Annotated in this window: 13 protein-coding genes; 1 reads left to right on the forward strand and 12 read right to left on the reverse strand. The window is 34.9% G+C overall.

Annotation, left to right across the window (positions count from 1 at the left end; translation table 11 throughout):
- Nucleotides 1-33: 33 nt before the first annotated feature.
- Nucleotides 34-1008, forward strand: coding sequence for a chorismate-binding protein (locus ACNFU2_RS08270; RefSeq protein WP_306613779.1), 975 nt, complete (start codon nt 34-36; stop codon nt 1006-1008).
- A gap of 814 nt (nt 1009-1822) precedes the next feature.
- Here ACNFU2_RS08270 and ACNFU2_RS08275 read toward each other — a convergent pair.
- From ACNFU2_RS08275 to ACNFU2_RS08330, 12 genes are all read right to left on the reverse strand, one after another.
- Nucleotides 1823-2017, reverse strand: a complete 195-nt coding sequence (locus ACNFU2_RS08275; protein WP_172279535.1) for a hypothetical protein — start codon at nt 2015-2017, stop codon at nt 1823-1825.
- Between the two features lie 5 nt (nt 2018-2022).
- Complete coding sequence (locus ACNFU2_RS08280; RefSeq protein ID WP_172279537.1) at nt 2023-2625, reverse strand: MarC family protein; 603 nt, start codon at nt 2623-2625, stop codon at nt 2023-2025.
- Between the two features lie 43 nt (nt 2626-2668).
- Nucleotides 2669-4369, reverse strand: a complete 1701-nt coding sequence (locus tag ACNFU2_RS08285) for a BatD family protein (protein WP_418124624.1) — start codon at nt 4367-4369, stop codon at nt 2669-2671.
- A 32-nt stretch (nt 4370-4401) separates the two neighbouring features.
- The gene (locus tag ACNFU2_RS08290; protein WP_228456973.1) at nt 4402-5151 is read right to left on the reverse strand and encodes a tetratricopeptide repeat protein; all 750 of its coding nucleotides are present in this window, start codon (nt 5149-5151) and stop codon (nt 4402-4404) included.
- A 96-nt stretch (nt 5152-5247) separates the two neighbouring features.
- Nucleotides 5248-6255, reverse strand: coding sequence for a vWA domain-containing protein (locus tag ACNFU2_RS08295; RefSeq protein WP_172279541.1), 1008 nt, complete (start codon nt 6253-6255; stop codon nt 5248-5250).
- On the reverse strand, nt 6255-7247 hold the full coding sequence (locus tag ACNFU2_RS08300; RefSeq protein WP_273648648.1) for a VWA domain-containing protein: 993 nt from the start codon (nt 7245-7247) through the stop codon (nt 6255-6257). The genes ACNFU2_RS08295 and ACNFU2_RS08300 overlap by 1 nt, the downstream gene beginning before the upstream one ends.
- Nucleotides 7240-8136, reverse strand: a complete 897-nt coding sequence (locus ACNFU2_RS08305; RefSeq protein WP_373428024.1) for a hypothetical protein — start codon at nt 8134-8136, stop codon at nt 7240-7242. Before ACNFU2_RS08305 ends, ACNFU2_RS08300 begins: the two co-directional genes overlap by 8 nt.
- A gap of 38 nt (nt 8137-8174) precedes the next feature.
- Nucleotides 8175-9038 carry a DUF58 domain-containing protein gene (locus tag ACNFU2_RS08310; protein WP_273648649.1) on the reverse strand — a complete coding sequence of 288 codons (864 nt, stop codon included), beginning with the start codon at nt 9036-9038 and terminating at the stop codon, nt 8175-8177.
- 57 nt (nt 9039-9095) lie between these two features.
- On the reverse strand, nt 9096-9587 hold the full coding sequence (locus ACNFU2_RS08315; RefSeq protein ID WP_273648650.1) for a GNAT family N-acetyltransferase: 492 nt from the start codon (nt 9585-9587) through the stop codon (nt 9096-9098).
- Between the two features lie 5 nt (nt 9588-9592).
- Entirely contained in the window at nt 9593-10597 is a 1005-nt protein-coding gene (locus tag ACNFU2_RS08320; protein WP_306613789.1) for an AAA family ATPase, read from the reverse strand.
- A 206-nt stretch (nt 10598-10803) separates the two neighbouring features.
- Complete coding sequence (locus ACNFU2_RS08325) at nt 10804-11346, reverse strand: hypothetical protein (RefSeq protein WP_273648653.1); 543 nt, start codon at nt 11344-11346, stop codon at nt 10804-10806.
- Between the two features lie 4 nt (nt 11347-11350).
- The gene (locus tag ACNFU2_RS08330) at nt 11351-14824 is read right to left on the reverse strand and encodes a DUF6443 domain-containing protein (protein WP_273648655.1); all 3474 of its coding nucleotides are present in this window, start codon (nt 14822-14824) and stop codon (nt 11351-11353) included.
- Between the last annotated feature and the right edge of the window lies 1 nt (nt 14825).

Below are 14825 nucleotides of genomic sequence, written 5' to 3' on the forward strand. Positions count from 1 at the left end.
TTTCCTAGGCATTTTTCTAAAAGCAGCAGACTCATGATTTACTTCAAATTTCCTTTCAACGAAAAGCTATATACCACCAATAAAGAATCTTTAAAGAATTCAGTAACCGTTTATCCATTTCATAACTCAGGCCATCTCCGTTTCAAAGGTGATATCATCGAAGTCAAAGCAGAAGATTTTCATAATCGTACAATCACAGAATTTTCTTTACCCCGCGATCCCGATGGTTATACCGGCGAAACTAAAGATGAGTATCTGGATAAACTGGACAAAGTCATTAAAGTAATCAGAGAAAACAATCTCCCAAAAATTGTTCTTTCGAGAAGAAAAATTATTAAAAACTTTTCTGAAATCAATGTAAAAGAAAGTTTTAAAAATCTATGCAATGCTTATCCCAATGCTTTCAGATATGTTTTTGTGAATGGAGATAATTCCTGGATGGGAGCTTTTTCAGAGGTATTAGGAAAGTTTGATAAAACTACCCATACTTTTGAAACGATGAGTCTGGCAGGCACACTACCGGTGTCTGAAACCTGGTCCGAAAAAGAAATTGAGGAACAAAAACCGGTTTCAAACTATATTCAGGATATTTTTGAGAAGTATGCCATATTGGGTCATATAGAAAGATCTGCAACATATGATCATATTTCAGGAAATATTAAACATCTCAGAACGGATTTTAAAGCAAAGATCAAACCTGAAGATGTAGACCATATCATTAAAGAGCTGCATCCTACTCCTGCCGTTTGTGGAATCCCTAAAGACTTCTGCAGGGAAAAGATCGAAGAATATGAAAAATTCCCCCGTGAATTTTATGCCGGGTATATCAAAATCGAGACTGAAGAAACCATACAGTATTTTGTGAATTTAAGATGTGCAAAACTTTATAGTAACTCAGTACATTTATTTGTAGGGGGTGGAATTACGGCACAAAGCAATCCTGAAAAAGAATGGCAGGAAACAGAATTAAAATCTGAAGCTGTTTTAAAAAATCTGATGATTTCTTAAATCCGAACCTTCACACAAATAAGAATATGGCGCTCTTTGTTGTTGCTTATAACAAGAACAACAGTTCGTATAAAACCAAGACGAAAGCCACCCTATCCTGAAGGCTACTACCAGATACTTTTCTTTAGGACCTACCCATAAATCCTATGTTGATCAAGGGTTAAAAACGAATACATTAAGTAATCGCTTACTAAGAGATCAAAAGTTTTTGAAAATTAAATAAATTATTGTGTAATTGCTAGGTTAAATTAAAAACTAATATTCAATTATATGATTTATTGGAAATTTTCCTAATAAAACATCTACAAACAACAATATAAACATTTGATAATCAACAAATAAAATACGATTCATTTATTTTTTTGTAATTTTGCATAAAACAAATGAATGAAAAAATCTATCTATTATCATAGGAGGAAGATCCCTGATGCTCTTATTTCATTAATATCCTTCCTCACTTTCGCAAATTTTACTGAAATTCAAAAAATGTAGTTCAAACTATATCCATAACTGATTGAACTAACATATGTACTTAAGATAAGGCTTTGCTATTATCCTGAGATCTGATGTGACTAATAAAACAAAAAAACAAAATGATGTTAAAAAGAAGTAATAAAATTACAAAAGCTATTGTATTTCTAATGATCGTATTATTAGCTGGTTATGCAATACAGTATTCACCTTTAATTTTAAAGCCCATATTTACTTTAGTAAATCAGGAAAAATAGGCTTCAGCACAATCCATAAAATATAGGAAATAAAAAACCACTTTCGAATTTTATTGAAAGTGGTTTTTATATTTATTTAAAAAAGATTATTTCTTTACTCCTATCTTACTCCAGGTATTCAATACGAAAAGTAAAATGAGACCGATCACCGCGGAAGCAATTGAAAAAACAAACTTTAGGTTATCTTCAGATAAAACTTCTGACTGCCAGTCCAACGCGTAAAGATTAATTGCGATGAAAACGATAAATAGTATTAAAAATACTTTATAAAACTTCTGCATAATTCTTAAAAATTAAAATAGTTTTGCACCAATTGGGCAAAGTTAGCGGTAAATAATTTAATTGAAATAGCTAAAAGGATAATACCGAAAACTTTCTGTAGAACAGCTAATGTAGCTTCTCCCATTTTCTTCTCCAGCCACTTAGCTGATTTCAGCACCAAATATACGAAAATTGTATTGAGAATTATTCCACAGATAATATTAATATCATGAAATTCAGCTCTCAAGGATAAAGTCGTCGTTAATGTTCCTGCTCCTGCAACAAGAGGAAAAGCGATAGGAACAATAGATGCTGACTTGGCCTCCGTTGTTTTATTGATTTCAATTCCCAAGATCATTTCTATAGCAATAATGAAAATGACAAATGCCCCGGCAATGGCAAAGGAATTAACATCCACTCCAATGAATTTGAGGATTTTATTTCCTACAAATAAAAAAACCATCATGATAATCCCTGCTGTAATTGATGCCCTTCCCGCTTCAATCTGTCCGAATTTCTGTTGAAGACTTACAACAATAGGAACCGACCCGATAATATCAATAACAGCAAAAAGAACCATAAAACAGGTTAGAACTTCTTTCAAAGAAAACTGATCAAAAATTTCCATCTTTCGTATTTAATAATTTCGCAAAAATATGAAAAATAAATAACTATTTGCTAATCTTTGAATACAAATTAACAATAGCGATCAACAGCTCATCCATTCCTTCTGATGATTTCACAGGAGAGAACTTTTCTATCTGGATCTTTTGTGATAAAGTTCTGTATTCTTCAGCAACAGCCACCCCTTTATAGCTTTCAAGGAAACTCACAAAATCTTTTGAAGAGCCCTGGAAATACTCTTTCCTTACTTCTGCATCCAGTTCATCAACCGTCTGAAAGAATTTCTGGTAATCCTCACTGTCTTTAAGATTTTCCAGATAACTGAAATAATCATTAACATCAGTTTTAAGCCTTTGTCGTATCTCCTTTTCTGTTTCCGCTACAGATCCCAGAGGTTTTACAGCTACAGTTTCTTTAATCAATTTACGCTTTTTTTGCCAAGTCTTGAATAACAGATATAGAACAAACAAAGTAAGAAGAATAGCAATGTTCGTTAAAAGAATATTCCAGTGAAACTTATTCTTTTCTTTAACTTTAAACGTTGTCGTCTTAAGAACTGGTGTATTTACCGTTTCTAAAAGACTGTTTGTGTACTCATTTACTCTTTCAACCGTAGATCGGGCTTCCATGATCTGGTCATGGGAGAAAGCGTTTACCGATAATGTTTCCTGTCCCAGGTCTACATATTCTTTACTTGTCGGATTAAAGAATGCAAACTGTTCCGTTTTAATTGAGATGGGTCCTGCTTTCTTAGGAATAACAACATAATTTGCCAGAATTTCACCTTTAATCCCTGCTAATCCGGGAACTACCTTAGTTGTAATCTTAGGCTTAAAAACTTCATAGTCCGGAGATTCCGCAATCGTAGGTAAACTCATATCCGTTAAATTCCCTTCTCCTGAAACCTTTATGGTCACATTCAACGGTTTTTTAACTTCAACTTTTTCTTTAGTCGCATTAAAAACACTCACGTTAAAGTTTCCTACTGCATTTTTAAAGCATTCCGGTGAGCCTTCAGGCAATCTTTTTACATTAAGTTTTACTTTATTGGAAAGTATTTTATTTTTATTGGCATAGCTGCTTAATGAGGCTGAAACAGAAGGAACTTCCACATATCCTGCTTCATTAGGGAATATCATAAACATGGCTAAAACCTGTGAAGCCATATTTCCATAGTCAGAAGGATCAATTTCAGATCTGTTGAAATTAATTGCGTGAACATTGATGTTTCCCTGGTTGGGAAGACGAATATTTTTTACCCTTCTGAAATTATCAATATTTCTGGAATAAACCTTTAATACAGCAATGGTGGGCTGATCCTGATATACTTCCCTGTCTTCAATTTCCATATTAAGATATACATCATTTGAAGCGCTGGCTACGGACTTTTTCTCCACATCCCTTACAAAAATATCGAACGGTTCGGTTTTATAGATTTTATTGTTGATGGTAACCAGTACGGAACCGATTTTTACTTTCCCTTTTTGTTTAGGCTCCAAAGCTACCCGGGTCACGTATTGTGTAATAACCGTATTGGTTTCGGGATCCATATAGCCACTGCTAACAGATCCGCTCCCAACCATATTGAATTTGGATAAGTCGGGTAAACGCAGTGGAGTCTGCTGGTTATATTCACTCCCGTTCAATTCAAGAACGATGGTGAGATTTACAATATCCTTGCTGCTATAATCCGTTTTATCAGGAGTTACGGAAATATTAACCTGTCCGTAAGAAATTACGGAAGTCAATAGAAGTATTATGTAAATCAGTTTATGTTGCATCACCAATCTTTCTCGTTGCTTTCGGGCATCGAATAAGAATCTTTATTTAAAATTCTTCTGGCGGTTTCTTTTTCTTTTTCGCTTACTTTATTTAATATTGCGTTTTCAAGATTTTTGGGCATTTTGCCTTCATTATTCTTCTTCTGGTCAGGGTTATTTCCCTGCTGGCTTTCTCCCTGATTTTGCTGGCCTTTACCTTGGTCTTGCTTTTGATCTTTTGGATTACCTTTCTGATCATCATTTTGTTGTTGGTCTTTGCCGCCACCGCCTTTTCCAGATTTATTCTGTTGATTCTTCTTTTCCTGGCTTTCTTTTTCCTTCAACTTCGCAATTTCATAATTTTTTCGAGTAGCTTCGTTATAGGGGTCCTGTTTTAAGGATTGCTTATACAATTCTGCTGCCTTATCCGGCTGGTTTGTCTGCATATAAGTGTTCCCTAAATTATAAAGAGCCGCTGCTTTATCCGGCAGGGTTTGAGAGAGCTTTTGTGCTTTTTCAAATTCAACCCTTGCCTCTTCATATTTTTTACTTTTATACAACGCATTGCCTAAATTATAATGGGCCGTAAAATCTTTATCATTGGATTTTATAGCCTCCATGTATTTAGAAGATGCTCCATCATAATTTTTACCGTTGAATTTCTGATTGCCCTCATACACCAATGTTCTGTAATTTTCCTGAGCAAACAGGGAATTTGATGTGAGAAAAGCAATTATAAACGATAAAAAAATGATTTTAGTATTCATCATATGCAAAATTATTCCTTTATATGTTAATAAACAGGCTTTTATTTGTTAAAATTCGGTTAAAGTATCTTTTAAAAATACTGGAAAAAATGGAGAAAATTAAACATTAAAATCTCTCTTTGGATTAAAAATGTAAATTAAGAAAAAAAACAATATAGATACCCCTAAAAAGTACTGATAGTAGTGATTGGCGTTTTGCGATTTCACAAGGGTTTCTGATGATGACATTTTTTTATTCAGCGCATCAATAATCCTGTCCGGAGCTTCATTAACGTTATTTCCGTCAATATATGATCCACCGGTAGATTCAGCCATTTTTTTCAAAGCGCCGGTCTGTCTTTTTGAAATAACAGTTTCTCCGGTCCTGTCGGATTTATATCCCATCAATTGTCCGAAAACATATTCCGGAACAGGAGCGCCTTCGTCGGATCCGATCCCCACGGATGTTACCATAATCCCTTCCTTATTGGCAAGCTTTATCGCAGCGTTATCATTTCCTTCGTTGTCTTCACCGTCACTTAGTAAAACAATCTTACGGGCTCCCTTACTTACATTTTTAAACTTATTCACGGCTGCCTGCATGGCTTTCAGGAAATCCGTTCCCTGGATTTGCATAGAACTCGTTTCAATAGCGTTAATATAGGTTTCAGCAGAAGTATAATCTGTGGTTAGAGGCATAATGGAAGTAGCTTCGCCTGCAAAAATTACAATCCCCACTTTATCGCTTCTCATTTTTTGCATGGTATTGATCATGAGGTTCTTTGCTTCAGTCAAGCGGTTAGGATTAATGTCTTCCGCATTCATCGAATTGGAAACATCCAAAACAAAAATGACATTATTCAATTTCTGATTGGTCTTGATTTCCTCAGAACCATTTAATAAATCGATGATCGCAAAGATTAAAAATAATGTTCCTAATAGATACAGCGTCGGGAAAATCTTTGTAAAGCCTGATTTTTTTTCGAAAAGCTCCTCATGAAACTTATGATCTGCAAAGATGATTTTCCTTTTATTCTTCCATTTAAGATAGCGAACCAATAAAAATCCGAGCAGCGGCAAAAGCAACAGCAACAACAAAAACCAATAATTTCCTAAATACCAATCCATCAGCTCAAAAATTTATAAAACATCCATCTTAACAATGCATCCATAACAAGCATTCCCAAAGCGATCCAAAGAAATATTTTAAAATACTCCTGGTAATTATACAGCTTGGAAACCTTTACATCAGATTTTTCCAATTGGTTGATTTCATCATACACTTCTTCAAGACTGCTGTTTGATGTAGCCCTGAAATATTTTCCTCCCGTAGTCTGAGCAATTTCCCTTAAAACAGGTTCATCTATCTTCACCTCAGTTTCGGTAAATACAAGATCTCCGAAAATATCGGTTTGGGTAGGCATCAGTGCATATCCATTCGTTCCAATTCCTATACAATAGACTTTGATGTTATTATTCTTAGCCAGTTCAGCACCAACTTGTGTAGGCATAGCATTTTCGATCGTATTCACACCATCTGTCATAAGAATAATAATCTTACTCTTTGCCTTACTGTTTTTTAAGTGATTCACCGCTACGGAAAGCCCTTCACCGATAGCAGTTCCGGGTTGAAGCTCCAATGGATTGAGATTTTTCAATTCATCGATGACCACCTGATGATCAGAAGTTACAGGAACCTTAGTAAATGCCTCTCCCGAATAGGTAACCAGCCCTAATCTGTCATTAGGCCTTTTTTCAACAAATTTTACAGCAATATCTTTAAGTGCCGTTAGACGGTCGGGAGTCAAATCTTTAGCAAGCATACTTAAAGACACATCTACGGACATCATAATATCAATTCCCTTTGTATCATCTCTATCCTGTGAAATCGTAAAGGTCCTTGGCCTTGCCATCGCAATAATAAGTGCCGAAAGTATGATATATTTTGAAATCTTAAGTAAAAAAAGCACAGCAAGAATACCACCGCTGTTATCCATATTTTTTACAGTAGGTACTTTTATACCTTTTTTCTTCTGTTTGCTCACATCCCTGAATAAAAGGGGAATAAACAACAGGAAAAGCAGCAAAAACCACGGACTATAAAACTCGAAATTAAACATCCTTTCTTAAGTTTTCAAATTCAAGATCTTTGGAAGATCTTTTTACAAATTCTCTGATATCTGCAAGATCCCTTTCCATGGTCTTCTGATCGGGGAATGTTTTAGCAAATTTCACCAGATCTCCTCTGAAAAATACCTCTTCCACTATCTTTTCATTTTCCAGAGATATGGTATTATTCTGTTTCATAAGATTCACCAGATCATCCGTAAGTAATACATCAGCTGGTAAATGATATTGTTTGGTAATAAACTTCCTGGAAATATCAATAAGTTCTACATAAAAAGAACGGTAATTGCCTTCTTCTATATATTTTTTCTTTTTAAGTGAATCCAGCTCTTTCAACGTTTGGTTTGTTGCTACAACCGGCTCACTTTTTGACTTCCTGCCCCATTTAAGGTACATAATAATCGCAATAATCAATGCAATTAATGCCAAAGCAGCCAGTATATACCATTTATAGAGCTCCCAGTAATCCCTGGTTTCCAGTTTTACTTCCTTATTCTTCATGATATCATTAATCTGATCTCCTTTTTGAGCCGTATTAATAACATCTATTTCATAGGGAATGGTCTTTAGGATTTTATCTCCCACTTTAAATTCCAATACCGGAATAGTAAATTTTCCCTCTTCAAAAACCGCAAATTCTATCTTTCTTTCATAAGTATTTGCATTCGTTCCGATGCTGTCCTTCACCTCTTCAAAATGAAAAGGCAGGAGCTCATTTTTAGGAGCTGCACCCACCGGCTGATTATTGAGATTATCAATTTTGATCACAAAGTGATTAACCTCTCCCAAAGCCAGTGTCTGTTTTTCGAGGTGCGAAGAAAGTATCTGTGAAAAAGCATTAACACAGATGAGAGAACATAATATAAAAAGTATTTTTTTCAATTTCAATTCAATTTTGGCTGTAAGCCCCTTTAATTCAATTATTTCTTCTGAAAATAATTATACAATAGTTTTGAATAATCCTCACCTGCAGCTACATTCATAAAACTGGCAGAACTATTGGCAAAATCCTCTTCTATGGCCCTTACTTTCTGTTTCTGGGCTTCAGCAAAAGTATATCTCCATCTTGCATTTGAAGTATTGGCCCAAACCTGCTTCCCTGTTTCAGAATCATAAAATAATGCATAGCCTACATCCGGAATCTCGTTATCTTTTTCATCATAAATCCTCATTCCTAACAACTGGTGTTTTTTAGAGGTCACCCTAAGCATTTTAGAATCATAAGCATCTTCAAAATCAGAAAAAAGAAACACTAAGGATTTCCTCTTGAAAATGCCCATCATATATTCCAGAGCTTTATCTATTTTCGAAACAGCAGGAACATAATCTGCGGTTAAAATATTACTGATAATAGAAAGGATATGCTTTCTTCCTTTTTGCGGCGGAATGACTTTGTATACTTTATCAGCAAACAGGATTAGGCCAACTTTATCATTATTTCCAGCCGCTGAGAAACCCAGACTGGCAGCGATTTCCGCCACATATTCTCTCTTTAACTGGGTTTTTGTCCCATAATCCATGGAAGCTGAAATATCGACCAAAATCATCATAGTAAGTTCCCGCTCCTCTTCCATCACTTTTACAAAAGGCTCACGGAAACGGGCTGTTTTATTCCAGTCAATTCTTCTGATCTCATCTCCAAACTGATAAGGCCGGACTTCTGAAAAGGTCATCCCCTGCCCTTTAAAAGCACTGTGATATTGTCCCATCAAAGTAGCTTCCGTCTTCTTTCGGGTACGGATCTCTATTTGTTTTACTTTTTTTACAATATCTTTTATCTGCATACAATACTAGAAAATTTAACGTTCATGGCCTGGAAGAAAATGTAAAATTTCAAGCATTTAATTTTCAACTTCCTGTTCCTTATTCCAGCTTCCGTCTTTGAAATCAATCGAGACATTCAGCCACTCATTATCAAATTTAGGATGGTATTTTTTATAGAAATTAATTGCAGGCTCATTCCAATACAATACCTGAAACATCATTCCACTGTAATTATTGGATTTTCCAAATTCCACGGTTGCATCAAATAATTTTTTACCGATCTGTTTACCTCTCATCCTTTCTGTAACCACAAGATCTTCCAGATACAACCTTCTTCCCTTCCATGTTGAATATCTGTTATAGTATAAGGATATTCCGACAATTTCAGCATTTACCTCTGCTACAAAAGCTCCCCAAACAGGTGCATCTCCAAATCCGGCATCAATAAATTCTTCCAGAGTTACCGTAACTTCATGCAAAGCCTTTTCATATTCGGCAAGTTCCCTGATCAGCTCCAACATAGGAACACAATCTTCAAGGACAGCTTTTCTAATCACAACATCATTCATAAATATTAAGGTGCCTGGATTTTTGCTAAGATCCTGTGAACAATTTCTTCCGATGATATCTCTTCTGCTTCTGCTTCGAATGTTAAACCAATTCTATGTCTTAAAACATCTTTGGCCAATTCTTTTACATCTTCAGGAATCACAAAAGCCCTTCCTTTAAGAAAAGCATATGCTCTGGAAGCAATTGCTAAGTTAATGGAAGCCCTTGGAGAGGCTCCGAAGCTAATATAGTTTTTAAGATCCGCAAGACCGTAATTTTCAGGATAACGGGTGGCAAAAACCATATCAAGAATATATTTTTCGATTTTTTCATCCAGATAAATCTGGTTGATCAGTTCTTTAGCATCTACAATATCCTGCAGTGAAATGACAGGCTGAACAGATGGTTGATGAGAGGTGGAAACCATTCTCATCACCTTTCTTTCATCTTCAAATTCAGGATAATCAATTTTACATTTCAGCATAAAACGGTCGCTCTGTGCTTCAGGTAATAAATAAGTTCCCTCCTGGTCAATAGGGTTCTGGGTAGCCAATACCAAAAACGGCTTCGGAAGCTTCATCGTTTCATCTCCTATCGTCACCTGCTTCTCCTGCATTACCTCCAAAAGAGCTGACTGCACCTTGGCCGGAGCTCGATTGATCTCATCCGCAAGCACAAAGTTGGCGAATACCGGACCTTTTTTTATAGAAAAGTCATTGTCTTTGATATTAAAAATCATGGTTCCTACCACATCCGCAGGAAGCAGATCCGGAGTAAACTGAATCCTTGAAAAATCACCGTGAACGGCATCAGCCAAAGTTTTTATCGCTAAAGTTTTAGCCAATCCAGGAACACCTTCCAACAAGACATGCCCATTTCCTAAAAGACCCACCAAAAGCCGGTCTATCATATATCCCTGTCCAATAATAACTTTATTGATTTCCTGTCTCAGAAGCGTAAACAAATAATTCTTTTCCTTTACTTTCTCCGTGAGCTGGCGAATATCTTCTGCCTGGTATGTATCTGACATAGCTTAATTTAAAATAGTTGGTAAATTTCTAATAAATACTTGCATTAATCAACATAATGAATGCCATTTTTGAGTTAAAGTTTGTTAAATATTTTCGGGATTTAACAGAATATCTAGAAAATCTATCTCAGTCTAATTTTTAAATCAATTAAGCAGATAATAAAAAAATAAAGTATTTTATATTGATATTTTAATATTAATTAGTATTAAAAACACTCATAATGATCCACCCAGGTTTTAGAATCTTTAATATTATTTTCTTTATCAAAAACAAGAAGGTATTTATGAACACTTCCACAATATTTTAATCCATTAGGTGAGTTAGAAATAACGTCTATTCTTAAAGAATCATTTATTGATTTTGTGAACACTGCAATATGAGAGGGACCTTTGAATTTTTCTTGTTTGAAAGCTTCTGGATTTTTATAATAATCCGATGATTGCCAAGATTTTTGCCAGTATAGTTTACTTATTTTCGACAAACATTTATCTTTCTTTAGAACTTTGTCACTACTTTTATCAATGTTTAACCACTTTCTATAATCTTGAGTTGTATTAATAGGATATAATCTACTGTAGACCGTTATTCCATAAGCTTTAGCAAGGAGTATTTCATTATAAGACTTTTCGACTCCCTTATCTTTAAAGTCTTGTTTTATAAATTCATACCCCTTCTTATATTGATCACAATTACATTGCCCCAACAAAATATTAAAACACAATGTTAATAATACAATTATATATTTCATTTTCTTAATTTCTTGGAGTTAATATGTATAAATTTTTCTTACGATCAATCTTTTTAAAATCTCCGTCCATAATTCCGGATTCAAAGGGACTAAAATTATATTTCTTACTATTTAGAAGAATACTTGCAGGACTATAAGATTTTCTTTGACCAAATGGTAGTTTAAAAATTTTTGTTGCATCTAATTCTGTCCTAATAGTATTTATAACTTTTTCATTTGCCCCAGGCAAACCATAAATTACATTTTGATCCTCAAGACCATTATACATATGACTTACTTCATGTAAAGTTGTCATTCCATATCCCATTGTTAAGGGATTTAAAGCTGAACTTGCACCACTAATAAAATTATCAACTTGATTTGTATTGATGTTCAGGTCGAAAACTTGTGTATATCCTGCTTTTCCATCAATAGTTTCACCTCTTCCCTGTATTTCTTGTATTGAGGAACCTCTCGTATTATCTGAATTAATTTGGTAATCTGTCCTATGATTATCAATAGCTCCTTTTAACATATCACGAGCTGTTTTACTTCCTTCTGCATCAGCAGACTCTTTATAACTTAGCTTTCCGTCCTCACTAACTGATAATTTTAATCCTGTTTGTTGTTCTAGATCACTTACAATTTTATTTCTTGTTTCTTCTGAAATATTTTTACCAAATGTAATATCCTTATTTTGCATACCATCCGGATCAATAAATCTAATCGGGTTATTGTAAGCATAAACATATGTTGACCATCTTCTTGAAGTTTCCGCCAGCGGATCTACTACACCCCATCTACCTAAATCAGGCATATACATCCTTGCTCCATAGTCATACATTCCTGTTTCAGTCTGTAACTCTTTACCGTTGTACTTATATTGATACGCTGGATTTCCGGCTAAGCCATTATATCCTTCATGTTTCAATCCAAACGGATAATAATTATTTTCTTCAATAATCTCTATTCCTGATATCCCTTTCTTATAGCCCAATCTAACATTTCCTAAGTGATCTGTATAATTGTAAATATAAGAATTATTTGTAAAATCATAATAACCTTCAGCAGTAGGAACAAACTTCAAATCTAATGTTGGCTTTGGACACTTTGGACAGTTTACTCCCGGAATAGATTCCATAGAATATTGAAATCCATCGAAGTATTCTATTGAAGATTCGGAAACATCAAAACCACCAGTTGGATTTTTTTGTTGATAATTGTACTGTTTTCTTAATTTACTTCCATCTGCCCTATACAAATATGTACTTGTACTGGTAAATATTCCTGATCCTTTATCTATTTTTATATTAGTGGGTAAATTTAGAAAGTTATAGGTTATATTTTGAATACCTTTATCCTTATGACTTGTCATATTTCCATTATTATCATAAGTAATTTCATTTGGAGTTGCAAAATAAGGATATCCTGATGAATTCTGAGAAGCTTCTGCGACTTTTGATAATCTGTTTCCAGTGTATGAATACGTAAGATTATCTATCTGCATGGCAAGGCCATTGGTTGTATTTTTTGTATTTCTGTATAATCTTGTAATATTTCCATTTAAATCATATTCCGAAGATTCCCCGAAATGATTTTCCTGTGGTACTGTACTATTAGGTTCAGAATAATGTCCGTAATTAAGTCTGTTTAAAGTATCATAGGAATAAGAATATCTTCTTAATACGCTATCTACAGAAGTTTTCCAGTCTACTTCTGCAATATTCCCATTGTATCTTGAAATAGCAAATAACGTATTAACTGGATTATTATACCTAACCTCGTACCCAAAAAGTTTTCCATTGAGATTTGAAGGATCGTTAATTTTAGTCATCCAACCTCTAATGTTGTATTTATAATCCACTTGCTGCAATGGAGTTGTAGTACTTACTCCTCCTACTTTTTTAGATTCTAACTGGGAAATTTCATTGTATTTGTTTTGAGCCAGATATTCAATAACACCACCATTAACCTGATGGGTGTGGGTTAATAACCTATTTTGCGGGTCATAAGTGAAATTCTCGACAATAACCTTTTCAGTATCTGCGGCTAATCTTTTATGCCTTGTTATAAGCTGTTTAACTGTGCCGGCAAAGTCCAGTTCAGTTTCTGTTTTAGTGTATCCTCCCAGGTGATTAACGGAGTGAGTTCCTACCACTCTTCCTTTGCTATCATAATAGGTATAATTACTGGTCCAGTTATCATCTTCTATATTTTTAACCACACTCATCACAGGAAGACTTTTGGTACTCACTGGATTTGATGTGGAACTATCTGTTATGACAGGTGTCCCTAAAATATTGGTTGGAAAGGTTGGATTAAAGCTGTATACAGGATAGGTATCATAATAGTTGATACTTAAAAGAGTGGTAATGGTATTAGGATAACTTGAAGCATTATTCGTGTAATAAGCTCCCCGGCCTCCCACAATAAATCCTACGGAAGTAGTTCTTGTTACGTTGTTACTTCCCACAGCATCGGCCTTTACTTGCTCAGCAGCCCTCCCTATTGTTCCGGAGGTTTCTGTGGAGGTGTAGATTCCTGTATAAGCAACTCTTCCAAACTGATCATACTTGGTAAAAAGCCACTGTTTATTAGCTCCCATTACAGCATCCTGGGTCATGATCAGCCGATCCTGCTTATCATACACCATAAACTCATAATCCTTACCCGGAAGTTTCTTAAGAATAAGCCTGTTTCTTCCATCATACCGGTAAATATAACACAAACTTCCCAGCACCGTATTAACGTCAGCAACCACAGCCGCTTTAGGAGGAATGATAAAGGCTAACTGATCAAATTCGTTATAAACATAATAAGTATCTGCATTTTCAGTAGGGCTAATAACTTTTCTAACCAGAATAGTCTGACCTTTTCCATTCTTAAACTCTATGGTCTTATTGCCATCTTCATCTGTGATTGTATTTTTATACAATTGACTCGCGCCATAGTTTACTGATTGGCTGATGGCAGAAGACGTGGTTCCACTGGCCCAACTTGTTACTGTTACGTATTTTTTAACTTCTGTTGCGGTGTTGGTTCCATATTCAAACCTTACAGGTTTATCATTCCACGCTGTTCCTACTTGTTTTTGTTCTAGTAGCCTATCCAAAGGAGAATTTTCCAATGTCTTTTCAGCATAGATCTTCTCCTGTCCGTAAGGAGTATTTATGACATTGGCTAAAGGGTTTGAAACAATACCTCCGTTTAAGGTCTGTCCCTGAGGAATAGGTAAATAATCTTTTATCTGCCTTCCAAAGCCATCATATTCAATAGGGGTAACCACATCTTTTCCCTGGGGAGATGCTTTTATATTCACAACCTGCTTAGGTCTACCAAGACCATCAAAATACTGAACGGTTTCTGAAGTTTTAATCGGCTGATTATTGGCATCATAATCAAGAATGGTCTTTGAATATACATAGTTTTCCGTTGGAGAAAGCTGGGCTTGAAGCATTCCTGTCACAAGCACTCCAATAGGAATTATTATTTTTTTCATC

Source organism: Chryseobacterium sp. PTM-20240506 (assembly GCF_048296755.1).
GTDB classification, from domain to species: domain Bacteria; phylum Bacteroidota; class Bacteroidia; order Flavobacteriales; family Weeksellaceae; genus Chryseobacterium; species Chryseobacterium proteolyticum.

Coding starts and splice junctions, on each gene's coding strand:
- ACNFU2_RS08270 (WP_306613779.1), top strand. CDS start 34: ATGATTTACTTCAAATTTCCTTTCAACGAAAAGCTATATACCACCAAT.
- ACNFU2_RS08275 (WP_172279535.1), bottom strand. CDS start 2,017: ATGCAGAAGTTTTATAAAGTATTTTTAATACTATTTATCGTTTTCATC.
- ACNFU2_RS08280 (WP_172279537.1), bottom strand. CDS start 2,625: ATGGAAATTTTTGATCAGTTTTCTTTGAAAGAAGTTCTAACCTGTTTT.
- ACNFU2_RS08290 (WP_228456973.1), bottom strand. CDS start 5,151: ATGATGAATACTAAAATCATTTTTTTATCGTTTATAATTGCTTTTCTC.
- ACNFU2_RS08295 (WP_172279541.1), bottom strand. CDS start 6,255: ATGGATTGGTATTTAGGAAATTATTGGTTTTTGTTGTTGCTGTTGCTT.
- ACNFU2_RS08300 (WP_273648648.1), bottom strand. CDS start 7,247: ATGTTTAATTTCGAGTTTTATAGTCCGTGGTTTTTGCTGCTTTTCCTG.
- ACNFU2_RS08310 (WP_273648649.1), bottom strand. CDS start 9,038: ATGCAGATAAAAGATATTGTAAAAAAAGTAAAACAAATAGAGATCCGT.
- ACNFU2_RS08315 (WP_273648650.1), bottom strand. CDS start 9,587: ATGAATGATGTTGTGATTAGAAAAGCTGTCCTTGAAGATTGTGTTCCT.
- ACNFU2_RS08320 (WP_306613789.1), bottom strand. CDS start 10,597: ATGTCAGATACATACCAGGCAGAAGATATTCGCCAGCTCACGGAGAAA.
- ACNFU2_RS08325 (WP_273648653.1), bottom strand. CDS start 11,346: ATGAAATATATAATTGTATTATTAACATTGTGTTTTAATATTTTGTTG.
- ACNFU2_RS08330 (WP_273648655.1), bottom strand. CDS start 14,824: ATGAAAAAAATAATAATTCCTATTGGAGTGCTTGTGACAGGAATGCTT.